Source organism: Minwuia sp. (genome assembly GCF_048007105.1).
Taxonomy (GTDB): Bacteria; Pseudomonadota; Alphaproteobacteria; order Minwuiales; family Minwuiaceae; genus Minwuia.
In genome coordinates, this window is the sequence record NZ_CP180352.1 from 2,724,084 (window position 1) to 2,750,827 (window position 26,744).

At 65.8% G+C, this 26,744-nt stretch carries 23 protein-coding genes; 19 read left to right on the forward strand and 4 right to left on the reverse strand.

All coding sequences use genetic code 11. The annotated features are described in order from the left end of the window. Nucleotides 1-7 precede the first annotated feature (7 nt). The 6 genes from ACMVY4_RS13150 to ACMVY4_RS13175 all read left to right on the forward strand — a co-directional run bounded on the left by ACMVY4_RS13150 (nucleotide 8) and on the right by ACMVY4_RS13175 (nucleotide 3,692). On the forward strand, nucleotides 8-472 hold the full coding sequence (locus ACMVY4_RS13150; protein WP_416896477.1) for a DUF3237 domain-containing protein: 465 nt from the start codon (nucleotides 8-10) through the stop codon (nucleotides 470-472). A gap of 9 nt (nucleotides 473-481) precedes the next feature. Further along, complete coding sequence (locus tag ACMVY4_RS13155) at nucleotides 482-1,528, forward strand: Ldh family oxidoreductase (RefSeq protein WP_416896478.1); 1,047 nt, start codon at nucleotides 482-484, stop codon at nucleotides 1,526-1,528. Between the two features lie 19 nt (nucleotides 1,529-1,547). Then, complete coding sequence (locus ACMVY4_RS13160; protein WP_416896479.1) at nucleotides 1,548-2,306, forward strand: HpcH/HpaI aldolase family protein; 759 nt, start codon at nucleotides 1,548-1,550, stop codon at nucleotides 2,304-2,306. Continuing rightward, nucleotides 2,299-2,706, forward strand: coding sequence for an HIT family protein (locus ACMVY4_RS13165; protein ID WP_416896480.1), 408 nt, complete (start codon nucleotides 2,299-2,301; stop codon nucleotides 2,704-2,706). The genes ACMVY4_RS13160 and ACMVY4_RS13165 overlap by 8 nt, the downstream gene beginning before the upstream one ends. 35 nt (nucleotides 2,707-2,741) lie before the next feature. Continuing rightward, nucleotides 2,742-3,125 (forward strand): DUF1499 domain-containing protein, encoded by a 384-nt coding sequence (locus ACMVY4_RS13170; protein ID WP_416896481.1) that lies wholly within the window; start codon nucleotides 2,742-2,744, stop codon nucleotides 3,123-3,125. 102 nt (nucleotides 3,126-3,227) lie between these two features. After that, nucleotides 3,228-3,692 carry a PAS domain-containing protein gene (locus tag ACMVY4_RS13175; protein ID WP_416896482.1) on the forward strand — a complete coding sequence of 155 codons (465 nt, stop codon included), beginning with the start codon at nucleotides 3,228-3,230 and terminating at the stop codon, nucleotides 3,690-3,692. A gap of 3 nt (nucleotides 3,693-3,695) precedes the next feature. Here ACMVY4_RS13175 and ACMVY4_RS13180 read toward each other — a convergent pair whose 3' ends face one another. After that, nucleotides 3,696-3,950 carry a MarR family winged helix-turn-helix transcriptional regulator gene (locus tag ACMVY4_RS13180; protein ID WP_416896483.1) on the reverse strand — a complete coding sequence of 85 codons (255 nt, stop codon included), beginning with the start codon at nucleotides 3,948-3,950 and terminating at the stop codon, nucleotides 3,696-3,698. A gap of 22 nt (nucleotides 3,951-3,972) precedes the next feature. On the opposite strand from ACMVY4_RS13180, the gene ACMVY4_RS13185 reads away from it, so the two are divergent. From ACMVY4_RS13185 to ACMVY4_RS13195, 3 genes are read left to right on the forward strand one after another with little or no spacing between them, the layout of a single operon-like run. Continuing rightward, the gene (locus ACMVY4_RS13185) at nucleotides 3,973-4,164 is read left to right on the forward strand and encodes a hypothetical protein (RefSeq protein WP_416896484.1); all 192 of its coding nucleotides are present in this window, start codon (nucleotides 3,973-3,975) and stop codon (nucleotides 4,162-4,164) included. 47 nt (nucleotides 4,165-4,211) lie between these two features. Then, complete coding sequence (gene hppD, locus ACMVY4_RS13190; protein ID WP_416896485.1) at nucleotides 4,212-5,291, forward strand: 4-hydroxyphenylpyruvate dioxygenase; 1,080 nt, start codon at nucleotides 4,212-4,214, stop codon at nucleotides 5,289-5,291. A gap of 7 nt (nucleotides 5,292-5,298) precedes the next feature. After that, nucleotides 5,299-6,315 carry a fumarylacetoacetate hydrolase family protein gene (locus ACMVY4_RS13195; RefSeq protein WP_416896486.1) on the forward strand — a complete coding sequence of 339 codons (1,017 nt, stop codon included), beginning with the start codon at nucleotides 5,299-5,301 and terminating at the stop codon, nucleotides 6,313-6,315. On the opposite strand, the gene ACMVY4_RS13200 is transcribed toward ACMVY4_RS13195, so the two are convergent. Beyond that, nucleotides 6,312-7,595 carry an MFS transporter gene (locus tag ACMVY4_RS13200; RefSeq protein ID WP_416896487.1) on the reverse strand — a complete coding sequence of 428 codons (1,284 nt, stop codon included), beginning with the start codon at nucleotides 7,593-7,595 and terminating at the stop codon, nucleotides 6,312-6,314. The genes ACMVY4_RS13195 and ACMVY4_RS13200 overlap by 4 nt on opposite strands. A gap of 140 nt (nucleotides 7,596-7,735) precedes the next feature. On the opposite strand from ACMVY4_RS13200, the gene ACMVY4_RS13205 reads away from it, so the two are divergent. From ACMVY4_RS13205 to pelG, 10 genes are all read left to right on the forward strand, one after another. After that, entirely contained in the window at nucleotides 7,736-9,958 is a 2,223-nt protein-coding gene (locus tag ACMVY4_RS13205) for a polysaccharide deacetylase family protein (RefSeq protein WP_416896488.1), read from the forward strand. Between the two features lie 673 nt (nucleotides 9,959-10,631). Then, nucleotides 10,632-14,330, forward strand: a complete 3,699-nt coding sequence (locus ACMVY4_RS13210) for a hypothetical protein (protein ID WP_416896489.1) — start codon at nucleotides 10,632-10,634, stop codon at nucleotides 14,328-14,330. After that, nucleotides 14,251-15,690 (forward strand): tetratricopeptide repeat protein, encoded by a 1,440-nt coding sequence (locus ACMVY4_RS13215; protein WP_416896490.1) that lies wholly within the window; start codon nucleotides 14,251-14,253, stop codon nucleotides 15,688-15,690. The genes ACMVY4_RS13210 and ACMVY4_RS13215 overlap by 80 nt, the downstream gene beginning before the upstream one ends. Before the next feature lie 79 nt (nucleotides 15,691-15,769). After that, nucleotides 15,770-16,678 (forward strand): ATPase, encoded by a 909-nt coding sequence (locus ACMVY4_RS13220; protein ID WP_416896491.1) that lies wholly within the window; start codon nucleotides 15,770-15,772, stop codon nucleotides 16,676-16,678. Between the two features lie 3 nt (nucleotides 16,679-16,681). Next, nucleotides 16,682-17,611, forward strand: a complete 930-nt coding sequence (locus ACMVY4_RS13225) for a homoserine O-acetyltransferase/O-succinyltransferase family protein (protein ID WP_416896492.1) — start codon at nucleotides 16,682-16,684, stop codon at nucleotides 17,609-17,611. A 170-nt stretch (nucleotides 17,612-17,781) separates the two neighbouring features. Beyond that, on the forward strand, nucleotides 17,782-19,932 hold the full coding sequence (locus ACMVY4_RS13230) for a tetratricopeptide repeat protein (protein ID WP_416896493.1): 2,151 nt from the start codon (nucleotides 17,782-17,784) through the stop codon (nucleotides 19,930-19,932). Further along, nucleotides 19,932-21,440: a GAF domain-containing protein gene (locus tag ACMVY4_RS13235; protein WP_416896494.1), complete on the forward strand. Its 1,509-nt coding sequence runs from the start codon at nucleotides 19,932-19,934 to the stop codon at nucleotides 21,438-21,440. The genes ACMVY4_RS13230 and ACMVY4_RS13235 overlap by 1 nt, the downstream gene beginning before the upstream one ends. Beyond that, entirely contained in the window at nucleotides 21,437-22,597 is a 1,161-nt protein-coding gene (locus ACMVY4_RS13240; RefSeq protein WP_416896495.1) for a tetratricopeptide repeat protein, read from the forward strand. Before ACMVY4_RS13235 ends, ACMVY4_RS13240 begins: the two co-directional genes overlap by 4 nt. Continuing rightward, nucleotides 22,590-24,152, forward strand: coding sequence for a GT4 family glycosyltransferase PelF (gene pelF, locus ACMVY4_RS13245; protein ID WP_416896496.1), 1,563 nt, complete (start codon nucleotides 22,590-22,592; stop codon nucleotides 24,150-24,152). The genes ACMVY4_RS13240 and pelF overlap by 8 nt, the downstream gene beginning before the upstream one ends. Beyond that, nucleotides 24,152-25,528 (forward strand): exopolysaccharide Pel transporter PelG, encoded by a 1,377-nt coding sequence (pelG, locus tag ACMVY4_RS13250; protein WP_416896497.1) that lies wholly within the window; start codon nucleotides 24,152-24,154, stop codon nucleotides 25,526-25,528. Before pelF ends, pelG begins: the two co-directional genes overlap by 1 nt. Here the strand turns inward: pelG and pdeM are convergent. Both pdeM and ACMVY4_RS13260 read right to left on the reverse strand, forming a co-directional pair. Beyond that, on the reverse strand, nucleotides 25,436-26,209 hold the full coding sequence (gene pdeM / locus ACMVY4_RS13255; protein ID WP_416896498.1) for a ligase-associated DNA damage response endonuclease PdeM: 774 nt from the start codon (nucleotides 26,207-26,209) through the stop codon (nucleotides 25,436-25,438). The two genes, pelG and pdeM, sit on opposite strands and share 93 nt — an antisense overlap. 19 nt (nucleotides 26,210-26,228) lie before the next feature. Then, nucleotides 26,229-26,666, reverse strand: coding sequence for a DUF2147 domain-containing protein (locus ACMVY4_RS13260; RefSeq protein ID WP_416896499.1), 438 nt, complete (start codon nucleotides 26,664-26,666; stop codon nucleotides 26,229-26,231). Nucleotides 26,667-26,744 lie beyond the last annotated feature (78 nt).

A 26,744-nucleotide genomic window follows, 5' to 3' on the forward strand; every position in this document is an offset into this window, starting at 1 on the left:
GGGGACGATGACGACGGCGCTTTCCTTCGAGCACATGTTCGACATCATCATCGACGTTGGCGGACGGACCATGATCGGCGATACCGGGGCCGGACGGCGGCTGATCGCCGAGGTCACCGGCGGCCGGGTCGAGGGGCCGAAACTGAACGGCAAGGTGCTGCCCGGCGCGGCGGGCGACTGGGTCGTGGTCGGTTCGGGCGGGGAACTTCGCCTCGATGTCCGGCTGACCATCGAGACCGGTGACGGCGCGCTGATCCTGATGAAGTATCACGGCTTCCGGCATGGCCCGAAGGAGGTGCTGAAGCGTCTCGACAGCGGCGAGGCGGTCGACGCGTCCGAATACTATTTCCGCACGGCGCCGACGTTCGAGACCGGCGACGAGCGCTACTACTGGATGAACAACATCCTTGCCGTCGGGCTGGGCGACCGTCATCCGGGCGGGCCGCTCTACCATGTCCACCAGGTTCTCTGAGGCGCGGGGGTGGCGGAACGCTACGATGCCGCCGGTCTGAAGCGCTTCGGCGCGGATCTCTTTGCCGCGGCCGGCATGCCCCAAGACCGCGCGGCGACCGTCTCCGAGATGCTGGTCGACGCCGACCTGATGGGCCACGACACCCACGGCCTCAACCTGGCGCCGCAATATCTCGCCGCGCTGGAAGGCGGCGAGATGCCGAAGACCGGCGATCCCGAGGTGATTTCCGACCGAGGCCCCTCGGTGCTCTGGGACGGCGGCTATCTCTCCGGCGTCTGGCTGGTCCGTCACGCCATGGATCTGGCCATGGACCGCGCGCGGCAATACGGGCTCTGCGGCGTCTCGATCCGCCGCTCCGGCCACATCGCCTGTCTGGCGAGTTTCCTGCCGGTTGCCACGGCGGCGGGGCAGATGCTTCTGCTGCTGTCGTCGGACCCGGCCAATGCTGGCGTCGCGCCGCATGGCGCCGTCGAGCCGATCTACACGCCGAACCCGATGGGCGTCGGCATCCCGACGGACGGCGATCCGGTGCTGATCGACATCTCGGCCTCGATCACGACCATGGGGCTGACCGGCCGCGCTGCGGCAAACGGCGAGCGCATGCCGGGCAAGTGGCTCGTCGACGCCGAGGGCCGCGAGACCGACGATCCGGCGGCCTTCGGCAACGGCGGCGCATTGCTGCCGCTGGGTGGCATCGAAAGCGGTCACAAGGGCTTCGGCCTGGGAATCATGATCGAGGCCATGACCTCGGGCCTTGGCGGCTTCGGGCGCAAGGACAGGCCGGAACAGCACGGCGCGTCCGTGCTGGTGCTGCTGATCGATCCGGAAGCGTTCGGCGGCCTCGGCGCCTTTGCCGCCGAGACAGGCTTCTTCGGCGCCGCCTGCCGGGCTGCGCGCACGGCCGAGGGAGCGCCGGGCGTCCGCCTGCCGGGCGAGCGGGCGCTGCAACGCAAACGTGACGGCGAACAGAACGGCGTCGCGCTTTTCGACGGCATCATGCCGCGACTGATCGAATGGGCCGGAAGGCTGGGGGTCGAAGCGCCGCGGGCGCTCTGAGAAGAAGGGGACAATTTCAATGCGCACCAACAAGGTCCGGGATATCTGGAATGCCGGCGGCAACGTCGTGAACGGCTGGCTGGCCAGCGCCAGCTCCTATTCGGCCGAGATCATGGCCTCGCTGGATTTCGACAGCGTCGGCGTCGACATGCAGCACGGCATGATCGATCTCGACCAGGGCATCCACATGCTGCAGGCGATCTCGATCCAGGACGCGACGCCGCTGGCGCGCATCCCCTGGAACGATCCCGTCTGGATCATGAAGACGCTGGACGCCGGCGCGCTGGGCCTGATCTGCCCGATGGTCAACACGCGCGAGGAAGCCGAGCATCTGGTGCAGTGCATGCGCTATCCGCCGGACGGCTTCCGCTCCTATGCCGGCGTGCGCGGCCCGCTGCTGATGGGGCCGGACTACGGCAAAATCGCCAACGACACGGTGATCAGCTTCGCGATGATCGAGACCAAGACCGCGCTCGACAATATCGAGGAGATCTGCGCGACCGAACGGCTCGACGCGGTCTATATCGGCCCGTCCGACCTGGCGCTGGGCCTGGGCTATCAGCCGCTGCCGGACCCGACGGAGAAGGAGGTGCTGGAAGCCATCGAGCACATCCGCAAGGTCTCCGTCGACAATGGCGTCGTGCCCTGCATCCACGCCGCCGGCGGCGATCACGCCAACCGTCTGTTCGCCCAGGGCTTCCGGCTCTGCACCATCGCCAACGAGGTGGCGCTGATGCGCAAGGCCGCGACCGCGGAGATCGGTCTGGCGCGTGGCTGATGGCTTCAGCCTCGATCCGCGGCTTGCCGGAACCAGCGTCGAGGTCGGCGACTGGCCGCTCTGTCATGTGCGGCTGGCCGACGATGCGCGTTGGCCCTGGCTGCTGCTGATTCCGCGGCGGGCCGGCGCGGTGGAACTGTTCGACCTGTCGTCCGAGGACCGCGCGGTGCTGGTCGAGGAAGCGTCGCGGGCGGCGGAAATCGTCCGTGACCTGATCCAGGCCGACAAGACCAATGTCGCCACCCTGGGAAACCAGGTGCCGCAGATGCACGTACACGTCATCGGCCGGCTGAAGGGCGATGCGGGATGGCCCGGCCCGATCTGGGGCGTGGGCGAGGCGGAGCCGTACATGCACGCTGAACGCGAGCGGCTGGTCGTCACGATCCGCGACAGAATGTGAAATGAGATTCGTGTAATGAGAAGGGGTCACAATTCGTGATCGATTTCCGGGAATTCGAACTCAACTGGAAACCCAACCAGTTTCTGACCGCGCCACGGGATTTGTGCCGGAACGCGGAACCGCATGCCGAGAGTCCGATCTTCGATCTGACGCCGGTGGAACTGTTCTCGGCGGTGCGGAAACTCGCCGGATCGGAACCGCGCGTCACCGAAACCCGGATCGACGAAAACAGGCTGCAGGCCGTTTTTGTCGCCAGATCAAAGGTTTTCCGCTTTCCCGACATCATCGACGTGCTGGTGCTGGATGCTGGCGAGGGCCGCTCGACCCTGGCCGTCTACTCGCGCGCCAAGATCGGAATCCGCGATTTCGGCGTAAACCGGAAGCGGATCGAGGACTGGCTCCGGCGTCTCAAGGGGTGATACCCGTCACACGCTAACTGCCGTTAACGTCACGTTTACAGACTTGGCCCGTCTTTTGCGGAAGTTGCTACAGGCAATTATACACGCAAACGGGGAAGGGCCATGTCCCGCACCGCAGGACCCATTCTGAAGGCTTACTGGGAATCGAAGTCCGGTCCCGGGCTGATTCCGGACCGCGCCGACATCGATCCGGCCGAGATCCGTGGCGTGCTTCCGGACCTGGCGATGATCGAACGGGCCGGCGACGGAACGTACCGGATCCGGCTTGCCGGCACCCGCGTGTCGCAGCGTTGCGGTGTCGAACCGACCGGCATCGTCTTCGGCGAAGGCCACGCGAACGAGGGTCTGGCGGATCTGGCGCGGTTGCTCGACACATGCACCGTTTCCGGCGGACCCGTCGAGAGCGACATCGCGAATTTCGGTTCTGCTCCGTCGTTCGTGCGTATCGAAGCAACCGTCATGCCGCTCCGACGGGGTGGTGACACGATAGAGATGTTCATCCTGACGCTGGAGTTCGTCGTCTCGTCGGATCAGGAATTCGGCGCCAGGCAATACCGCAACTGCTGACGGTTACCCGCGGTCTTCCCCCGGCAGGCTGATCGTCTCCAGCATGCCCATCAGCTTCGTCCGGTCTTCGCGCGGCAGGCGATCCATCAGACGTCTCTCGTAGTCGCGCGCCAGCGGCACAATGCGGCCATAGGTTTCCTCGCCCGCGTCTGTCAGCCGCAACGTCGACCGCCGGCGGTCGTCGGGCGAGAGCCGCCGCTCCAGCCGCCCGGCCGCCATCAGCCGCGCCACGGCCCGGCTGACCTGCACCTTGTCCATGGCGCCGCGCTCGGCGACTTCGTTGGCCGAGAAGTCCTGGAAACCGGGCGATCACTGCCATCACTCTCCATTCCGGGATCGTCAGGCCGAAACGGTCGGCGTAGAGCCGGGCGAGTTCGTCGCCGACCCGGTTGGCGGCGACGACCAGCCGGTAGGGCAGAAAGGCCGGCAGATCGAGCGGTTCATCATCCATGTTGCAATTAGTTTCAATTGAAACTAATATCCGGTCAAGTCAAAACGCGTCAGTGGAGGAACGCATCCATGGCCGATCTCTGGGACAACCCGATGGCGACGGACGGCTTCGAGTTCATCGAATTCACCGCGCCGGAACCCGAACCCCTTGGCGAACTATTCGAGAAGATGGGCTTCACCGCCGTGGCGAAGCACCGGTCCAAGAATGTGACGCTCTACCGCCAGGGCGACATAAACCTGATCGTGAACGGGGAGCAGACCGGGTTCCCGCGGTCGTTCTCGCGGCTCCACGGCCCCAGCGCCTGCGCCATCGCCTTCCGCGTGAAGGATGCCGCCAAGGCCTACAAGCGCGCGCTTGAGAACGGCGCCTGGGGCGTCGAGACCCATGTCGGCCCGATGGAACTCAACATTCCCGCCATCAAGGGCATCGGCGACAGCCTGATCTATCTGGTGGACCGCTATGGCGACAAGGGCTCCATCTACGAGGTCGATTTCGAACCGATCCCGGGTGTCGAGAGCCGGCCGAAGGGGGCGGGGCTGACCTATATCGACCACCTCACGCACAATGTGCACCGCGGCCGCATGGCCGAGTGGGCGGACTTCTACGAGCGGCTGTTCAACTTCCGCGAAGTGCGCTTCTTCGACATCGAGGGCAAGGTCACCGGCCTGAAATCGAAGGCCATGACCAGCCCCTGCGGCAAGATCCGCATCCCGATCAACGAGAGCTCCGACGACAAGTCGCAGATCCACGAATATCTGGAGCAGTACCGCGGCGAAGGCATCCAGCATGTCGCGCTGGGCACCGACGACATCTATGCGACGGTCGAGCATCTGCGCGAACTGGGCATGCCCTTCCAGGACACGCCGGCGACCTATTACGAGGGCGTGGAAGCCCGCGTGCCCGACCATGGCGAGGATCTGGACCGGCTGAAGAAGAACGCCATCCTGATCGACGGTGGCCCGGACCAGGGCGGCGGCCTGCTGCTGCAGATCTTCACCCAGACGGTGATCGGCCCGATCTTCTTCGAACTGATCCAGCGCAAGGGCAACGAGGGGTTCGGCGAGGGCAACTTCAAGGCGCTTTTCGAGTCGATCGAACTCGACCAGATTCGGCGCGGCTACATCAAGGACGGCGCCGAAGCGCAGTAGGGGGATCATGAAACTCGCATCGCTGAAGGAAGGGCGCGACGGCCGGCTTGTCGTCGTGTCCAGGGATATGAAGAAGGCCGTGCCGGCCGGCGACATCGCGCCGACCCTGCAGGCGGCGCTGGACGACTGGGATCACTGCCGGCCGCTGCTGGACGCGACCTACCATGCGCTGAATGTCGGCAGCGGACGGGACGTGTTCGACTTCGATCCGGCGGCCTGCGCCGCGCCGCTGCCGCGCGCCTACCAGTGGGCCGACGGCTCGGCCTACGTGAACCACGTCGAACTGGTCCGGAAAGCCCGCGGCGCTGAACTGCCGGAGAGTTTCTGGACAGATCCGCTGATGTATCAGGGCGGTTCCGACAGCTTTCTGGGACCGCGCGAGGACATCAGGGCGATCTCCGAAGATCATGGTATCGATTTCGAGGCAGAGATCGCCGTGATCACCGGGGATGTGCCGATGGGAGTCCCGGTAGCAGAAGCCGGTGGACACGTCCGCCTGCTGATGCTGGTCAACGACGTATCGCTGCGCGGCCTCATCCCGGCCGAACTGGCCAAGGGTTTCGGCTTCTTCCACGGCAAACCCTCCAGCGCCTTCAGCCCGGTCGCGGTGACGCCGGACGAACTGGGCGGTGCCTGGGATGGCGCGAAGCTGCACAGGCCGCTGCTGTCCTTTCTCAACGACGCGCCCTTCGGAAAGCCTGAGGCGGGCGAGGAAATGACCTTCAGCTTCCCGCAACTGATCGCCCATGCCGCGGCGACGCGGCCTTTGTCCGCGGGCACCATCGTTGGCTCCGGCACGGTGTCCAACCGCGATGCGGATGGCAGCCCGGGCAAGCCGGTCGCCGAAGGCGGGCTGGGCTATTCCTGCATCGCGGAAATCCGGATGATCGAAACCATCGCCAGCGGCAAGCCGTCCACGCCCTTCATGCGTTTCGGCGACCGCATCCGTATCGACATGGAAGACGGCGATGGCGCATCGATCTTCGGCGCCATCGATCAGACGGTTGTCCGCTACGGCGGCTAGGTCTTCGGGTCTTGCCCATTCTCTGACTCCGGCGCGCTGGCGGTCTCTTCTGCTGGCGTAGCAGCCTCGGGCGCCGCGTCGTCCGGCGCAGCCGCTTCTGATGGCTGCGCGTCCTCGCTCATGCCGACATCGACGGGCGTGAGCGTGTAGGCCGCGTTGGCCGCCTCCGAGAAGACGCCGCGGGTCTCTTCCGGTACCACCGTCCGCTGCCGCAGGCGGTAGAAGACGAAGACGGCAAAGATCAGGTGCACGCCGGCGGTGAAGTAGAACAGTCCCTGCAGTCCGATGCCGGAGATCAGCGCCGAGGCGCCGATGGGGCCGATCACGGCGCCGGCGGCCCAGGTCAGCAGCAGCCCGCTGGCCGCCTCGACGAAGCTCTTGTTGTCGACGAAGTCGTTGGCGTGCGCGACGCAGAGCGAATAGAGCGGGAAGGCGAACATGCCGAAGGCGAAGCCGGTCACCATCAGCAGCGTCTGCGAACTTGCGCTGAAAAAGGCCAGCGCCAGTCCGGCAGCTGCCGATAGCAGCGATACCGCGATGATCAGCTTGCGGCGGTCCATGCGGTCCGAGAGCTTGCCCAGCGGGTACTGGGCCGCGGCGCCCGCCACCACGGATACCGCGATGAAGATGGCCGCCAGGCTCGGGTCGTTGTGGCCGTTCTGGGCGAAGATGGGAGCCAGCGCCCAGAAGGCGCCGTTTGCCAGTCCGACGGCGAAACTGCCGATGAACCCCACAGGTGAGAGCTTCAGCAGGTAGCCGATCCGGACGCCGACGCGCTCGACCGGCGCCGGGCTTTCGGATCGTGACAGCGCCAGCGGCACGGCAGCCCAGGAGATCAGGATCGAGGCGATCAGAAAAAGCGGAAAGCCTTGCGGATTGCCGAGGGCGATCAGCACCTGACCGGCCGACACCATGGACAGGTTGATGGCGGTATAGACCGAGAAGACCGTGCCACGCGTCTCGTTGGTCGCCTTCTCGTTCAGCCAGCTTTCGATGATCATGAACAGCATGGCCACGCAGGCGCCGGACAGCAGGCGCACGATCCACCAGACCACGGAGTTGGGAATCAGTGCGTGGACCAGCGCCGAGGTCGAGGCGATGGCGACGATGGCGGCGAATGCCCGGATATGGCCGGCGCGCCGGATGATGACGGCGCCGCGCCAGCAGCCAAGGGTGAAACCGACGAAATATGCCGAGCCGAGAATGCCGATCTCGAGCGGCCCGAACGCCTCGATCTGCGCGCGCAGCGGAAGCAGGGTCGACTGGAGTCCGTTGCCCATGAGCAGCATGGCGACAGACAGGAGAAGGGCTGCGACGGGGGCGAGGGCGGCAAGCATGCCGGCATGTTAGACTGTGAACATCTCACGGCAAGTTGTGCGATATCTGGCAAAGGAGTTGCGTAGTGAGGCATATGAGCCGGATGCCGATACGAATTGCACAAACCTTCCTGAGCGTCATGCTGGTCGTGGCGGCACTCGGCCTGTGTTCGCAGCTTGCGGCCGCGGAGCAGCCGCGGCGGATCATCGCGCTGCATCACCCGCAGGACGAGATCCTGAAGCTGCACGACCTGCACCGCTTGGCCGAGATGCCCCTGAACTGGCTCGGCTACGTGCTGGACTACCGGGAACTTGACGATGGCTTCCCGGAGGATGCCGTCGACGACCCCGACGTCGCCGGCGTCATCACCTGGTTCGAACAGGGCAGCATGGAGGACCCGCTCGGTTATCTGAAGTGGGCCAACCGGATGGCGGACGCCGGCAAGAAGTTCGTCATCCTCGGCGATTTCGGCTTTCTGGCGCAGTCCGGTGGCGCGCCGGTGACCGATGTTCGGCTGGTAAACGAGTTCCTGAACAAGATGGGCGTGCAGCTCGGCGGCGACTGGACGGACGTGACCTTTGACACCGACATCGTCGAGCGGAATGCTGACTTCTACGACTACGAGCGCCGCATGGGCGGGCAGTTGCCGCCTTACGAACTCTATCGGGCGGTCGGCGACGATACCGAAGTGATGCTGAAGGTCCGCAACCGGACCTCGGGCGCCGAGAGCGCGCTGATGATCGTTTCCTCGCACGGCGCCTTCGTCGAGGGCGGCTGGGTCTATTACAAGGATCCGGTCTTCTTCAAGACGCAGTGGTACGTCAATCCGTTCGCGATGTTCCGGCGGGTGTTCGGCGAGGAGGTGAAGCCGGTTCCCGACATCACGACGCTGTCGGGCCGGCGCATGTATTTCAGCCATATCGACGGCGACGGCTGGCGGAATGTCAGCCTGGTGCAGAAATACAAGAAGGATCAGACCTACTCGGCCCGCGTCGTCATGGAAGAGGCGATCAAGCCCTATCCGGACCTGCCGATCACGGTCGGGCCGATTGTCGCCGATCTCGACCCGGCCTGGTCCGGCGACGAGGAAGCGCAGCAGATCGCCCGCGAGATCTTCGCCCTGCCGCAGGTGGAGATTGCGCACCACACCTACAGCCATCCCTTCGAGTGGCGCTTCTTCAACGACTATACGCCGGAGAAGGAAGCGCCCTTCGTCCCGCTCTACAAGAATGCGAACATCTCGGCCTGGGGCGCGGATGTCGTGAAGACGGGCGCTGTGCGGACCGTGACCCTGAAACAGGCCTACGACCAGCCGCGCGGTTTCGGCACCTTGCCGTTCGACATCAATCTGGAATTCGGCCCCGCCGCGGATTTCGTCAACCGCTTCGCACCGCCCGGCAAGAAGGTCGAACTGGTGCTGTGGTCTGGGGACACCTCGCCGTCGGAAGAGATGATCCGGGTGTCGCGAGAGGCGGGCCTGTTGAACCTGAACGGCGGCGACTCGCGCTTCGACCCCGAGTTCCCGTCTGTCAGCTTTGTGCCGCCGGTTGGTTTCACGGCCGGCAGCCAGCAGCAGATCTATGCCGCGAACAGCAACGAGAATACCTACACAGATCTCTGGTCGGGACGGTTCTTCGGTTTCCGCGATCTGGTGCATACCTTCCGGAACACCGAGATGCCGCGCCGTCTCAAGCCGGTCAACGTCTACTACCACATGTATTCGGGCGAACGGACGAACGCGCTGAACGGGCTTCTCGCCAATCTCGAATATGCCCGCAGCGAGAGGCTCACGCCGGTCAAGGCCAGCCGCTTCGCGCGGATCGGCGAGGGCTACTTCACGACGCGGTTTGACCAGCTGGGTCCGATGCGCTGGCGCGTGCTGAACCGGGGCATGTTGCAGACGGTCCGCTTCGACAATGCCGACGCGCTCTCCATCGACCTCGCGGCGTCCGAAGGTGTGCTCGGCCAGAACCGGCATCAGGGCAGCCTCTACGTCGCCCTGGACGCGCGGACGGAGACGCCGGTGATCGCGCTGACGCAGGCTCCGACTCCGGCCGCGCCCTATCTGATCGACGCGCGCTGGGACCTCCGCGATCTGGAGAGGCAGGGCCGCACGCTGACTTTCCGTGCCGAAGGTTTCGGCGATGGCCAGATGCGCTGGGGTGCCATGTCCCGGGGCAACTGGGAAGCCGTGGCGCGCCGGAACGGCGCCGAACTGGCCCGCACCGAGGCCGAGACGGATGAGCAGGGCGTCCTGAACATTGTCCTGGCCGCCGATGCGGTCGAGCCGCTCGACGTGACGCTCACGCTCGTCGATCCGGAGTAGCCCGCAGTGCGTCTCAACCTCATCCTGCTTGCGCTGATGGTCGTGCTCGGCCTCGGCATCAGCTTTCTTCTGGTGCCGCGGGAGAAGGACGTCGCGCTGCTCAAGCTGCGAAGCGACGCTTCGGACGAGGCGCGGCAGGTGCTGCTCGACCAGTACGACCGCGGCGACAGGTCTGTCGCCGTCATCGCTTCACTGGCCGAGATTGCCATCGGCGACGGCGAGATCCCGACCGCGGTGGAGCTTCTGGAGGCCTATGTCCAGAAGAACCCCAAGGATATCGGCGCCCGACGCCGTCTCGCCGAGTACTACCGCTTCGACCAGCGCCGCGGCGACTATGTCGACATGCTCGCCGATGTAGTCGGCCGGGACGGTACCCCGCAGGAGCGGCGGCAACTGGTCAATCTCTACCGGCTGCGCGGCGAGTACGATCTGCTGCTGAGTGCGCTGAAGGACCTGATCGATCGCGGCCTGGCGCAGCGTCCCGACTTCGCCGAAGCCGCATCGCTTTCGGCCTCCGCGGGGCGACTCGACCAGTCGCTCGCACTGACCGAGGCGATGTGGCGTGCGCTGCCCGCATCCTTCGATGCGCGCAGCATCCGCCTCTACGTCATGGTCGCCGAGGCTGCAGGCGTGCCGGACAAGGCGGTGGAGGCTGTCGGACGTCTGGCTGCGGGTGAGGGCGGCCCTGGCCGCCATCGTGCCGGTCATTCAGGAAGTCTCGGACCGCGATCAGGCCGCCTTCGGCCTGCGTCTGCTGCGGCAGTTCGAGGAGACGCTGCATCTGACGCCACAGCTTCTGGTCTCCTGGGCCCGGATGCAGATGTCCCTCGACAAGGATGCGGTGGCGCTGGAGCGGCTGACGAAGCTGGAGGAAGCCGGCGATCTTCCCGATCTGGCGGTGCCGGTTCTCCTGGATCTCGCACTGGCGAAGGGCGACATTGATTTGATCGCGACCGTGCTGGAGGACCGGAGCGTTGCGAAGATGACCGACGTCCGGGTCCGCGCGATCGCCGATCTCGCGGTCTTCGAACGGCGGTCGGATCTGCTGCAGCAGATCCTCGATCAGACCTTGCCCAGCTTCCGGGACAATGAACCGGCTCTCATGGCCGAGATCCTGATTGCGCTGGGCGAGCTTGATGAAGGTCTCTTCCGCGTCCAGCATGCCCGCCGGCAGGAAATCCCGCGCCTCGATCAGCTGATCCGGCTCGCGCGGGCGGAAATCCGCCTCGGTCTCGACAACGACGCCGCGGTGACGCTCCGCCGGATCGCCAGGGCCGCCGACCTCGACGAGACTTCGATGCGTGCCCTGGCGCAGCTCTATATCGACACCGAACGGACGCGGCAGGGACTGGAAGATTTCGAACGGATCCGCACCGAGCGGCCCTCCTTCGCCGCGTCGGCCGGCTGGGCCCGTCTTGCCGTGCGGGAGGGGCTCGACAGCGAGGTCCTCGCGTGGATGAACGAGCGCGAGGGCCTGGGCGAGGATCTTCTGTCGGACATCGCCGTGCTGGGCCTGCCCGACAGGGCGCCGGCCTCGGCGCTCGAGGCTGCGCGGCGCCTTGCCCGCGATCATCCATCCCGCGAGTCGGACAGGCTTTTGGCGGAGGCGCTGATCGCCAATGGCCGTGCCGGTGAGGCGCTGACGATAGTCGAGGCGCTGTTGCCGGGCGACTCCGAGGAAGCGAGCACCTACGTCACTGCGCTGAATGCACTCGGCCGGGATCAGGCGGCGCTGGAGTTCCTTCTGCAGCGCCAGGCCGAAAGGCCGCTGGAGCCGGCGCTGGTCGACGAGCTTGTCGCACTGGCATTCCAGCTGGAGCGGAAGGATATCGCCTACGCTGTCGCGGACCGCGGGGACCTGCGGAAGATCGAGGAGACGGCGCTGGTCGAGCTTGTCACCAATGCCGCCGAGGACAAGCGTCTCGAAATCGTCGACCGGATCGTCGCGCAGACCGGGCCGGCCTTCCTGCAGGCCCGGCCGGTTCTTGCGGGCGAGGTGGAACTGGCGCGGGGCAACCCAGTGGATGCCAGGCTCTGGGCCTACGAAGCGGCCTGGCCGGATCTCGGACTGGCGGAGAAGCTCGGGCTGGCGCGTCTCTGGGACCGGCTGGGCGAGCAAGGGAACGCCCTCCAGCTGTTGCGCAGCATGGCGCGTGACGATCAGACCCCGGCCTTCGCGCTGGCCGATCTGGGCGCCGCTTATCTCAGGCTCGGGCGTGAAGCGGAGGGACTGGCGGTCTTCAGGGAACTGAAGGAGCGGCGCGCCGATGCGCCGGTGATGGAGAACTGGGCGCGGCTCGAGACTGCCGCCGGCGATCCCGCTCAGGCGCTGGCGTGGCTTGAGGGGGCAAGCGGCGTGTCTCCCCAGGCATTGACCGACATCCACTACATCGCGCTGGAACGGCCAGCGCCCGAACTCTCTCTGCTCGCGGCTCGGCGTCTTGCGGCCGTGCAGCCGGGACCGTCCTCGGACAGAATTCTTGCAAATGCGCTGCTTGCGCAGGGGCTTGCGGCCGAGGCGCTGCCGCTGATCGAGCCGTTGTTGCCCGGCGATGACGATCTGACCGAGGCCTATGTCGGGGCGCTGACGGCGCTCAGGCGCAACGCCGAAGCCTTTGCCTGGCTGGAGAAGCGCCGGTCCGAAGGCGCCTTGCCGCTGCGCCTGGCCGACGACTATATCTCGCTGGCCCTTGATCAGGGACGGTCGCAACTGGCCTATGCCGAGGCTGGCCGTCACGCCTTGTCCGAACTGCCCGACGAGGTGCTGATTGCGCTTGCGCAGAGCGCGGCCAACGACCGGGCCTTCCAGCTCTTCGACCGGATCGTGGCCGAACTCGGTGACGAGTTCCTGGCGGATCGTCCGGTGCTGGCTGCGTCGCTGGCTCTGGCGCGCGAACAGGAAGCCAGTGCCCGCGACTGGGCCGACAAGGCCTTTGCGCGGGAAGGGCGGACGAACAGCGAATCCATCCAGCTGGCGAATGTCTTCCTGGCGCTCGGCAATCCTGAACGGGCGCTGGGGCTGTTGTCCGGCGTGGCGCGCGACCCCGAAACGCCGGACACGGCGCTTGTCGATCTCGCCAACGCCTATCTGACGCTCGGGCGGGCGAAGGAGGGCCTGCCCGTCTTCCGTTCCTTGATCGAGACCCGGACTGCGCCCGGCGTGCTGGAAGGCTGGGCCAGACTGGAAACGGCCGAAGGCCAATCCGACAGGGTGCGGGATTGGTTGAAGTCGGCGGACAATGTTTCCGCACAAGCTCTTGCAGATATTCATTATATCGCCGCCGAGCGCCGCGCCGACAATCTCGCGTTCGAGGCCGGCGAACGGTACTATCAGACCTATCCGGGCCCCGAATCCCGCCGCATCTACGGCACCACGCTGGTCGCGCGCGGCCGGGCGGAGGATGCCATTCCGGTGCTGGAAGAACTGCTGCCGGGCGATGACGAACTGGCCGAGGCCTATGCCGGCGCACTGTCCGCGGTCAACCGCAAGGCCGAAGCGCTGGCGTTCCTCTCGCGCCGCTCCGAGGGCGGCCGGTTGCCGGTGCGGATCGCCGACGACTACATGGCGCTGGCGATCGAACTGGACCAGCCGAAGCTCGCTTATGCCGAAGCCCGCCGCCACGACCTGTCGAAGTTCGACGGCGACACCATTGCCTCGCTGGCCGAGAACGCCGCCGAGGACAATGATCTGGAACTGATCGACCAGATCGTGGGCCAGACGGAGGCCGTGTTCTGGGAAGCCCTGGCCGGTGATGGCCGCGCGGATCGAACTGGCGCGCGGCAACGAGGCTGCGGCCCGAGGCTGGGCCGAGAAGGCGCTGGCAGCGGGAAATCTGGAGAACGCCGATTCGCTAAGGCTGGCGCGAGTCTTCAACGATCTGGGCGAGACAGAACGGTCGCTGGCGCTGCTCGAGCGGCTTGCAGGCGACCCCGAAACACCGGCTTTCGCGATGGCCGATCTCGCGAACCAGTATCTGCGGCTGGGCAAGGCGGAACAGGGACTCCCGGTGCTGCGGCGTCTGATCGAGCGGCGCGGCGAACCCCAGATCGCCGAGGGCTGGGCCCGGCTGGAGACGAAGGCGGGCGATCCGGCGCGCGTGCAGCGCTGGCTGAAGGACGCGGCGGAGCCCGGCCGGCAGGCGCTGACCGACATCTACTACCTGGCGGCCGAACGCAACGCGACCGACCTCGCTCTCGACACCTCGGCGCGGCTCTTCGAGCGGTTCCCCGGTCAGGAGGCCCGTCTCATCCGCGGTCAGGCGCTGGTTGCTGCCGGACGCGGCAAGGAGGCGGTGGCGATCCTGCAGCCCCTGCTGCCGGGCACGCCCGAGGTCCGCTCGGCCTATGTGGCAGCACTGGGGCAGGGGGGTGAGACGCGGGACCTGAAGGCCTTCGCCGAACAGGTGCTCGACGATCCGGACCTTGAGCCCGAGATCCGCTCGGCGCTGCTGTTCGCGCTGCTGGAGAACGGCGCCGCGGACATGGCCCTGCCGAGGCTCCGCGAGCTTGCGCGCCGCGATCCGAAGACCTGGGAGCTTGCCTATTTCGACGCGCTCCGCCGCGCAGGAACCATCGAGGAGCGGGTGGGCGTGCTCACGGCGCGCCTCGACGCCAATCCCGCGCCGGCGGCAAGGGATCAACTGCTGTTCGAGCTTCTGGAAGCCGGCGGCCCGGCGGCGGCCTTGCCCTACCTGAAGCGCGCAGCTGAAGGCGATCCGGACGGGACCTGGCCCGCCAGCTACGAGGCGGCGCTGGCCGAACTCGGCCGCACCGAAGAACTTGTCGCCTGGCTGACGACGCGTGCGAAGCTGCCGGGCACGCCGGAACGGGTCCGCCGCGAACTGGCGTTCCGTCTGTTGGATCTGAACGCTCTGCGTCAGGCCGAGGCCGTCTTCCTGGACCTGGCGACGGGCGCGCCCACGACGTCGCCGGACGTCCAGCAGTTGCTTTATCTCTGGGGGCCGAAGCCGCCGGAGCGTGGCATCGAGTGGCTGGTCGCCCGGACCCGCGGCGCCGAGGCCGAGGACCGCGGCCGCTGGCTCGGTCTGTTGGCGAACATGCGCGCCTGGGATCAGATCGTCGCGCTGGGCAGCCGTCCGGGACCTGCATCGGCGAAGGACCCGGCTCTGGCGCCGCTGATCAATGCGTTGATCGCCACCCGGCGCCGCGCCGAGGTCAGCGCCGTGCTGGATCCGCTGATCGCGAAGACCGACGATCCGAAGGACCTGTTGCAGATGGCCGACTGGGCCGAGCAGGCCGAGAGATCGGACACCTCCGTCGCCGCCTATCAGCGTGCGATGACGCGCATCGGCGACGATCCGGAGGCGCTGCTGCGGGCCGGACGGGCCTTCACCTTTGCGGGCCGGGCCGAACTGGCGAAGGAGACGCTGGAGCGGTACTTCCGCGCGCCGGGCAACAAGGGCGATACCGATCACCGGCCCTGGTACTACTACGGCCAGTCGCTGTCGCAGATGAACCGCCAGCCGGAGGCGCGCGAGGCCTACCGCCGGATGCTTTCCAACATGCAGCAGAACGGCGCCAGCGATTTCGACAGCCGGCGCATGGCGGCGACCGGCCATGAGGCGCTGGGCGACGGCGAGCGGGCGGTCGAAATCTATGAGGGCCTGCTGGCAGAGCGACCACGCGACCGGTCGCTGGTGGCGGACTTCGCCGCGCTTCTGATCGAACTCCGGCAGTTCGAACGGGCGGAAACGCTGCTCAGCCAGAACTGAAGCGGCGGTTCCCTCAGCGTGCGAAGTGATCTAGGTTCCGCCGCTCCGCCCCGATCCAACCGGTTCCATTGGTGCGTTCATGATCTACGATTTTGGCGAAGCCTTCCGCAGGGCGCCGCACAAGGCGATCACGCTGCTCGGCATGTCCGGCGTCGGCAAGACGATGCTGGCCGACCGTCTGCCCAAGGCCGAATGGTTCCACTACTCGGCCGACTACCGGATCGGCACGAAGTATCTGGAAGAGGACATCCTAGACAACATCAAGCGCAAGGCGATGCAGGTGCCGTTCCTGCGCAAGCTGCTGCTCTCGGATTCGATCTACATCTGCTCCAACATCACCGTCGACAATCTGGACCCGATCTCCACCTATCTGGGCAAGATCGGGCGCCCCGATTCCGTCGGCGCCGAGGAAGGCGGCCTGTCCTACGAGGAGTTCCGGCACCGTCAGGACCTGCACGAGCAGGCCGAGATCGCCTCGATGATCGACGTCGCCCGCTTCAAGGCCAAGGCGCTTGAGATCTACGGCTATCCGAACTTCATCAACGACGCGTCCGGCAGCATCTGCGAGATCGTCGATCCGAAGGCCGGCACCGACGATCCCGTGCTCGACATCCTGTCCCGCGACACGTTGCTGCTCTATATCCGGGCAGGCGAAGCGGACTACAAGCGGGTTGAAGCAGCGGCAATGCGCAATCCCAAGCCCCTGTTCTACAGGGATGATTTCCTCCAGGCAGCGATACCGGAGTACCGGTCCGAAGCCGGACTGCCGCCATCGCCCGTCAGCCATGTCGACGACATCGATCCGGACGATTTCGTGAAGTGGATCTTCCCGAAGCTCTGGCGTCACCGGATCCCGCGCTATCAGGCGATCGCGGACCGGCTGGGATATGTCATCGAGGCCGACGAGGCGGCGAGCGTCCGCGACGGCCATGATTTCACCGATCTTGTCGCCGGCGCCATCGACCGGCGGCAGAAGGCGGGCGCCTGAGCGATGACGGCTCTGCTTCAAGGCGGTCTTCCGGCCGCGGACCTGCTGCGCAACGAGGGCATCGAGGTCGTCGAGCACGATCCGGTGCTGCGGGCGAAGGAACCCGATCTCGTCATTGCGATCCTGAACCTGATGCCGGACAAGGTGGCCACCGAGACCCAGCTGATCCGGATGCTGGGCGACGGCCACCGCCAGGTCGAGATCGTGCTGTTCGCCACCAATGCCTACATGGCACGGGTCCGCGACCCGGATTTCACTTCCGCCAACACGCCGGTCGAGCACATGCGGCGCTACTACCGCAGTTTCGACGAGGTCCGGGATATGGACATCGACGGTCTGATCGTCACCGGTGCGCCGGTGGAAAGGGAACCTTTCGAGGATGTGCCCTACTGGGAGGAGCTGCTGGATGTCTACGCCTGGGCGCAGCAGCGGCAGACCGGCGTCTTCAGTATCTGCTGGGCGGCGCAGGCCGCGCTGCGGCACTTCCACGAGGTCCCCAAATACGTGCTCGATCGGAAGATGTTCGGGGTCTTCGAACACCGGATCGAGCGGCATGGCGACCTGCTGGCCGGATTCGGCGACAGTTTCCGCATTCCTGTCTCGCGCCATTCCGAGATTTACCGCGAAGATCTGCCGGATTCTCCCGATCTCGTCGTGCTCGCGGATTCGGACGAATTGGGGCTTGGTCTGCTGGAGGACCGGCGCCTGCGGCACCACTACATGTTCAATCACTTCGAGTACGACGCCGACACCCTGAAGCGCGAATACGACCGTGACGTCGAGGCGGGCGACGCCATCCAGTTGCCCGCCCACTACTATCCGGACGACGATCCGGGCCAGCCGCCGGTGGAGGACTGGCGCGAGGACGGACGCCGCATGTACCAGAACTGGCTGGCCACGATCGAGGCCGACAAGGACGCCACCATCGAGTGATCTTGCGGCGACAGTAGCGGCTGATTTGCGACAGATCGGCATTCGAGACTGGTTGACGCGGCGTATTTCTTGCAGAATCAGGGCGGTATCCGAGCGGCATGACCGTAGTCGGGCGTTTTGTTGCGAGAGCGGTGCAGGTTGTGATCCGGGGCATATTCGATAGGCGGACCATGCGGACGGGGGCGATCGCGCTTGCGGCGCTTGCTGCTGCCGGCGCCGCGATGCCGTCGGCAGCCCAGACGCAGCGGGAACTGGCTCCCATCAGCGCCCCCCGGGTGTCCGTGCTTTCTGCCGATCTGGGACCCATGGCGCGGATCGAACTGACCTGGCCGGTGCATTTCGACGTGCAGTCGACCGATGATCGGCGATTGCTGGTGCTGACCTTCGATCAGCCCTTCAACGCGCCGGATCTCGGAGCGCTGCGCCAGCGGCTTGGCAACTGGATCGCCGGCATTTCCAAGAGCGCCGACCGCATCGAGATCAGGGCGGCGCAGGATGTCTTCTTCGACGTCTACAAGGACCGGCGGCAACTCACCATCGAGATGACCTACGCCAGCAATTTCCTGCCGGGCATCGCCGGCCGCAGGAATCCGGGCGTTGACCGGATCGAACTGACTCCGCCGGGCGCCGCAGCGCCTCAAACCCCCGGTCCGACCGCGCGGCAGCAGGCCGTTGCAGCGCCGCCGCCGCCACCCGAGCGGCCTGACGATCCGCCCGCCGGGGCAATCGACGACCGGGCCCGCGAGGCGGCGGACCGGCTGCGGATTTCCGGCGAACGGCGGAGCGGGTCGCTTTCGCGCAGCCAGGCGTCCCAGTCGGTCACCGTGACCGACAGTTTCGTGTCCCACATGGAAGCGGTTTCCCGGGTCAGTGTCGAGATCGGTGCCGACAACGCCCGGATCGATATCGACTGGTTGCGGCCTGTCGGTGTGACAGCGAGCGAAGAGGGCCGGGAGTTGCTTCTCCGGCTCGACCGGCCTCTGGAAGAGGGGCTGACAGATGGTCTGGCCGAGAAGCTGCCCGACTGGCTGCAGGGCGTGAGCACCGGCTACGACACCGTGCTGCTGATCGGCGAGGCGGATGTCCGCTTCGAGACGGAGCACGCGGGCGCCAATACCAGCATCCTGCTGCGCCGTGCCAGCGCCGAGGAGGGGGCCGGTCGCGATGCTTCCGATGTCAGGCTGGATATCCTGCGGGCGCGTCTTGCGGCCCGGCAGGGCGAGACCGGCGAGGCCCGGCAGAAGCTGGAATCGCTTCAGACCGAGAATCCCGACAACGCCGACGTGCTGATCGAGATGGCGAGCATCGAGGCCAGTGTCGGATCGTGGCGGCGCGCGTCCAACCTGTATGACCGGGCCATCGGCGTCGATCCGCAACGGCGTGACGCCGCTGCCGCTTCCCGCGCGCTCGACCGGGAATTCGGCTCCCAGCTGCGGCTGGATATCGATTACCAGCAGGTCAAGGACGGGGACCTCCAGATCATCGGAGTCCTGAGCGGACAGTTTCTGCCGACCGACATGATCGATGCGGGTTTCCGGTTCGAGAACCGTTACCTGGACGACGATCAGGTGCTGCGCGCAAATGGTGTGACCGAGGCGGTGACCATACACCGCCAGCGCGGCGAAGCCTGGATCGGAGGCAGTCCGTCCTCGGGACACCGTGTCGAGGGCGCGCTGCTCGGTTCGGCCGCCGGGCCGGGGGCTGCGCTTCGCTACAACTACCGCACGCCTGACACCCTGACCGGCATCTCGGCGACCTGGAACCGCGCCTACTGGGATCTTGTCGAAGGCATCGCCGACGATGCGGCGCAGGACCGGCTGGTGCTGAGCCATGAGCGGCAGTTAAATCCGCGCTGGAGCGCGAACGGCGAGGTTGCGGTCAACCGCTACAGCATCGACGACATCGACACCGCGGCGACATCGCTGGATCTCTCGGCTGCGGTCAATTACCTGGTGCCGTGGGAAGCCGCGGACCTGAGCGTCGGATACTCCTTCGACGGCCAGTATGTCGGCTCCATCGAAACCCGCATCGACGCCAACGGCAACGCCTTCAACCCCTTGCCGCTGACGGATACCGAATTCCATGCCATCAACGTCTCGCTTGGCGACGTCATCGGCGAGGACTGGCGATATCTGGTCTTCGCCAGCTTCAGCCTCGACCGGGTGGGCGACGGCATTGGACCCAGCGTGGGCGGCGAACTGATCTGGGAACCCGACGAGGATTTCCAGTTCGGGCTCCGGGCGGGGCATTCGCGTGTTTCCGGCCGCGGAGACGACGCCGTCTTCACGCGTGTCGGCGGTCATCTGCTGGTTCGGTTCTGATGGCGAACAAGCTGCAGCCGAACATCAAACTGACCGGCTCGGCGGAGATCGATCGGGCGACCTATGCCGGCGCCTACCTGACGCCGCCCCGCCGCTCGATCGCCTATCTGGAGCTCGTCATCGGCATCGCGCTGCTGCTGGCGATCGACTACGCCTTCGGATCGATGGACGGGTTCGAGACGCTCAACCCGAACCCCTACTGGATCCCGATCATCCTGCTGTCGGTGCAGTACGGCGTGTTCGAGGGGCTGATCGCCGCGGTTGTCTGCGCGGTGGTTTCGATCCTGTCCGGCATCGATCCAGACATCTATCAACTGATCCTGTCAGAAGGGCCCGGCGCCGCACTCGACCGTGCGGCCGGCGCGAGTTTCGAGACCTTCACCAACGAGGACTACCTGATCGCCTGGGACTATGCGGCCCAGCCGTTGCTGTGGGTAATAACCGCGCTCTTCATTGGCCTGCTGCGGGAACGGCTGAGGGAACGGAACCGGGAGCTGGCGATCAATCTGGGCCAGACCACGCACCGCGAGAAGGTGCTGTCCGACGCCTACAACCAGTTGCTCGACACCAAGGAGCAGCTGGAGGTCCGCGTCGCCGGCCAGCTGCGGACGGTCTTCACGCTCTACCAGGCCGCCAAGGCGATCGAGAAGCTTGGCCCCGGCGAGGTGCTGATCGGCATCGCCGACCTGGTCAGGGCGGTGATGCAGCCGACCAAGTTCTCGCTCTACCTGCTGAATGGCAGCGTGCTGGAGGCGGTGACAAATGACGGCTGGGAGGATGACGATACCTTCCAGCGGGTCTTCGATTCCGGCACGCCGCTCTTTCAGGAGGTTGTCGGACGCCAGCGCTTCCTGTCGGCGGTGAACTCCCAGGAGCAGCGCATTCTCGGCGGCGAGGGCATCCTGGCCGGCCCGCTCACTTCGGTCGATACCGGCGAAGTCGTTGGCATGCTGAAGATCGAACAACTCGGGTTTCTGGAGCTTCACGTCTCCTCGCTGGAGAATTTCCGCATCCTCAGCGACTGGGTCGGCACCGCTTTCGCCAATGCGCGGCGATTCCGGAAGGCCCAGGGCAACATGTTCATGAACGAGGACCGGACACTGTTCACCGACGTGGTCTACCGGACCAACGCCAAGCTGATGAAACAGTTCGGCGAACGGTTCGGTCTGGGCGTGACCGCGGTCATCGTGAAGGCCGAAGGGCTGGATGTCCTTCACGCCGAGCGCCGTCAGGCCGTGATCCGTGCCCTGAAGCAGGTGCTCGACAACCACATGCCGCCGACCGTCATGGCGCATGAATACCGCCAGGCCGGCCGCGAGTTTGCGCTGATCGTGCCCGGCGCCAATCCCGTCACCGCCGGACCTGAACTGGCCGCGAAGGTCGAGAAGGCGGTCGAGCACTATCTGAAGGAAGCCAGCATCGAAGGCGTGGACATTTCAACGACGGTAAAGGCGCTGCACACGCCAGGAGGCGCCGAAGGGCAGCCGAAGGAGAAGGTGGCGGGATGAGCGCGCCGGTCGTCGACGCGGTCGAGGAAGAGATCGAACGCATCGAATCCGAACGCCGCCGCCGGCAGGTGCAGGCCCAGGGCGGGGCAGGGCGCACGCTGCTGGTCGCGGGTGTCGGCTTGGCTGCCTTTGCGGTCGAATGCCTGATCGTGTGGCTCCTCTGGAACGAGTTCCAGCCGATCTGGCTGCCACCGGTGCTGCACCTGTTGGCCTGTGCCGCTGCGTTCGCGCTAGCCTGGTATGTGCGTCCGGGCGGCAGCGTTTCGCGCTTCATGATGCTGATGGCGCTGTCGCTGTTCTTCATGGGGCCGATCGGCCCGCCCGGCGTGCTGTTCGCCATGGTGCTGCATGCGATCTTCCGCCGGAGCGCCACGCCCTTCGACGAATGGTACCAGTCGCTGTTCCCCGAGGAGGTCGATGAGCCCTCACGCAAGCTCTACGAGATGCTGACCCGCGGACTGGCCGACGCGGCAAGCCAGGAAAACGTGACCTCGTTCACCGACGTCCTGCAATACGGCTCAATCGAACAGAAGCGTGCCGTCATATCGCTCCTGTCCCGGGATTTCCGTCCGGAATTCGCCCCGGCGCTGCAGAGTGCGCTTGCCGATCCGAACCCGGCGGTTCGCGTTCAGGCTGCGACGGCCGCGGCCAACATCGAAGGCGATTTTCTGGAACGGGCGATCGAGCTGGAAACGGCAGCCCGCCGCGCGCCGAACGACTCGACGACACAGATCAAGGCGGCCCGGCATTTCGACGACTATGCCTTCAGCGGCATCCTGGACGGCGACCGTCAGGCCGAGAACCGGCGAAAGGCGGAGACCTACTACCGCGCGGCGCTCGACCTTGATCCGGAATCTGCCGCAGCCTCGCTCGGCATCGGACGGCTGCTGGTCCGGCTGGGGCGGCTGCAGGAGGCTGAGGACTGGTTCGAGGCCGGCTTCGACCGTGGCCTCGTGGGGCCGGCTGAACTCACCTGGTACCTGGAAGCGACCTACAGGCTCGGCGATCTGGACCGTCTGCGCTATGCCGTCGCCGGGTTCGGCGACGACATTCTCGCCGACCCGCGCACCAGCGAGCGCCTGCGCGACGTGATCCGCCTATGGATGGGCAAGGCGCAGCCCTCGGCGCCGGCGCCGGGAGAGATGCGCCTTGTATAGGATCGACAATTTCGAACCGGTGGACGTCTGTCTGGTGCTGGAAGGCACCTATCCCTACGTTGCCGGCGGCGTCTCGACGTGGGTGCACGATCTGGTCACGGCGCAGAAGGACCTCAAGTTCCACATCGTCAGCCTTCTGCCAGGCAAGAAGCCGCCCGAGCGCCGCTACGAGATGCCGGACAATGTGCGCGGCATCAATCACGTTTTCCTGCAGGATCTGCCGGAGGGCCGTTCTGGAATCCGACGTCTCGGCAAGCGGCTCGCGGCGATGGAAATGCCGCTCCGGGCGATGCAGTCGGATGGGGACCTGCGCGACCTCGACCGTCTGATCCGTGCGCTCGCGGAAGGCCGGGGCCGATATGGCCGCGACACGCTGATGGATTCGCCCGAAGCCTGGGACCTGCTGCTGCGCATGTACCGCAAGGACATGCCGGACGGATCCTTCCTCGACTATTTCTGGACCTGGCGCTCGCTGCTGGGCGGGCTTTTCAGCGTGCTGCTGTCGCCGATGCCGGAGGCCCAGGTGTTCCACACCGTCTCCACGGGCTATGCCGGGCTGTTCGCCGCCCGGGCGCGGATGGAGACCGGCCGCCCGGTGCTGCTGACCGAACACGGCATCTATACCAACGAGCGCCGCATTGAGATCGCCATGGCGGACTGGCTCTACGAGGGGCCGGCGGGCAGCCTGGGTCTGGAGAAGCCGAAGCGGGACCTGAAGGATCTCTGGATCGACACCTTCGTCGCCTACAGCCGCTGCTGCTATCAGGCCTGCGACGAGATCATCACGCTCTATTCGGGCAATCAGGATCTTCAGCGCCGCGACGGGGCGCAGGACACCAAGCTCAGGATCGTGCCCAACGGCGTCGACTACGAACGCTATTCGCAGGTGCCACGTGAGCCCCACGACCGACCGACCGTGGCGCTGATCGGGCGAGTCGTGCCGATCAAGGACATCAAGACCTTCATCCGCTCCGTGGCGGTGCTGAAGCAGGAGATCCCCGACGTTCTGGCCCTGATGATGGGGCCGACGGAAGAAGACGAGGATTACTACCGGGAATGCGTCCAGATGGTCGAGCACCTGGAGCTGCAGGACAGCTTCGTCTTCACCGGCCGCGTGAAGCTGGACGAGTATCTGGGCAAGGTCGACGTCATGGTGCTGACATCGATTTCGGAAGCCCAGCCGCTTGTGATCCTTGAAGGCGGTGCGGCAGGGATTCCCTGCGTATCGACCGATGTCGGATCCTGCCGTGACATGCTCTACGGCATGCCGGACGAGGAACCGAAGCTGGGCAGGGGCGGGGCGATCACGCCGCTTGCGAACCCCGCCGAAACCGGCCGCGCGCTGGCGGCGCTGCTGAAGGACCCTGACACGCTGAACTCGGCCTGCAACGCCATTCGGGAGCGTGTCCGCCTCTACTACAACAAGGTTGAGATCGACCGGATCTACAACGAGCTCTATCTCGAGCACATCGCCATGCCGGTCGATGACATCCGCGAACGGCTGAAGGACGCGCCGGAGGATCCCCCGGAAGAGACCCAGGGCGAGGCCGCCTGATGGCAGGCATCGGTTTCGCACTCCGGCGGCTGACCAACCGCGACGACCTGATAGGCATCGTCCAGGGCTATACCCATTCGGCGATCGTCTCGTCCGGACCTTGGCTGTTCACGATCCTGGCCGTCGGTTCGATCAGCCTGTTCGGCAACTATCTGACCGACCAGGCCCAGTTGCTCAACTTCCGCCTCATCCTGATCTACAACTTCGCTTTCAGCCTGGCCTTCTCCGGGCCGGTGCTGCTGGTTTCCACCCGGTATCTGGCCGACATGATCTTCCGCAAGGAGGTCGAGGAAGCGCCGGGCATGCTGCTGGGGTCGATGCTGCTGCTGCTCGGCGCGCAGGCGCTGGTCGTCGTGCCGGCCTATCTCTTCATTTTCGATCTGCCACCCGACCTGACCGCCGCCGCGCTGGTGAACTATTTCCTCGTCACCGCGATCTGGCTGGTGAACGTCTTCCTGACCGCGCTGAAGGACTACCGCTCGGTCACCGTCGCCTTCCTGCTGGGCATGATCGTCGCCGGTTCGGGCGCGCTGGGGCTGGCGCAGTATTTCGGCGCTGTCGGCATCACCATGGGCTTCAATATCGGGCTTGCGGTGATCTTCTTCGCGCTGATTGCGCGGGTCTACGCCGAGTATCCCTACCGCATCACCCGGCCCTGGCGGTTCATGAAGTATTTCGGCAAGTACTGGGACCTGGCGCTGGCGGGCCTCGCCTACAACCTGGCCATCTGGGTCGACAAGTGGGTGATGTGGTTCGCGCCCGAACGTGAGGTCACCTCGTCCAACTTCATTTCATATCCGGTCTACGACGGCGCGATGTTCCTGGCCTATCTCAGCATCGTGCCGGCCATGGCGATATTCATCGTCAATATCGAGACCCGCTTCTTCGAGCACTATCAGCGCTTCTACCGCGATATCGAGCACCACGCGAACTACGCCCGGATCGAGGCCAACCACTCCAACATCATCCAGGCGCTGCTGATGGCGTCGCGCAACGTGATCGTGCTTCAGTTCTGCATCGCGGTGGCGGTCATACTGGTCGCCGGCCAGCTGTTCGAGTTGCTGTCGATCCCGACCCTGCAACTCGGAATCTTCCGGTTCGGCGTGCTCGGTGCGCTGTTCCACGTGCTGCTGATGTTCGTCGGCATCGTGCTGGCCTATTTCGACCTGCGGCGCACGATGCTGCTGATCCAGGTCATCTATCTGGCGCTGAACGGCCTGCTGACCTGGGCGACGCTGGAACTGGGCTTCGCCTGGTACGGCTACGGCTACTTCCTGGCCTCGCTACTGACCTTCGTGCTGGCCTATGCGCTGTGCGCGTGGAATGTCGGCCGGCTGCCGTATCTCACCTTCGTCCGAAACAACGCGTCCGTCTGACGGCGGCGGATCGCGCCGCGCCAGCCGCGCCGCCGGGACCGCGTAGACCTTCTCGGGCAGCATCATCCAGGCGTGATATCCGCCCCGGAACAGGCCGCGGAAGGCCGGGTCCGTGACATCCAGCCCGCCCGTATAGGCGCCGAAGGCCGGTACGATTACCCGGGACCCGTCGGTCGCGAAGCATCGGGCCGAGACGCTGCGGCCGCGGCGGCGGATCCGCGCCTTGGGGTGGAGGTGGCCGGCCACCTCGCCCGGCGCGATGCGGTTCGGCGTCGGTTCGTGACGGAAGACCAGCGGGCCCATCGCGACCTCGCCGGCGACGGTGCCGCCGATTTCTGCCGGGGGCTCGGGATCGTGGTTCCCGGCAATCCAGATCGTGTCCTGGGCAAGCGATATGGCGGCGAGCCGCTGACGTTCCTCCCCGGACATGCGGGCGTACGCGGCCATGTCGTGGAAGGAATCGCCGAGACAGATGAGCCGGGCCGGCGTGAACCGCTTCAGCAACCGCTCGATCCGGGTCAGCGTCTCGATCGTGTCGTAGGGCGGCAGCAGGCCATGGCCGCGCGCCGCCATGGCCGAGCCCTTCTCGAAATGGAGATCGGAAACGACAAGCAGCCGCTCGGCGGGCCAGAACAGCGCACCGGACGGATCAGCGACCAGCCGCGCCCCGTTGACCAGCATTCCCTGCCCCCGGCTCCGGCTACTGGGTGACGGGAGTCCAGGTCTGCTCCTTGCAGAGGAACAGCACGCAGCCTTCGACGCCCAGGCTGCCGTCATCGTTGATGAAGATGTTCGAGTTGTAGGAGTTGCCGTCCTGCGGATTGTAGATCTCGCCGTCTTCCCACCGGCCGACCTCTTCCTTCTCGAATCCGCCGATGATCTGCAGACCCAGAATCGGCTGGCTCTGTTTGGCCTCGTCCTCGTTGTTCACGTCCAGCTTGGGCGTGCCGTCGGGCCGGTTCGGCTCGTTCATCCAGGAAATCTTGCCGCAGACGGAATCGCCGCAGGGTTCGATGGTGATGTGCGCGGTCTTCTCCTCGTTCCACCAGGTGCCGACCACCGGATCGTCGGCGGCGGCCGAAGCCGCCAGAGGTGCGAGAAGGAAGGCGGCTGCCGTGACGGTCAGGCGAAAATTCATCGTTCGATCTCCGGATTCAACTGGGGAGGTCCATAGGGGCCCGGATCGGGGCCGGCGTCCAGTAACACGTTTGCTGTC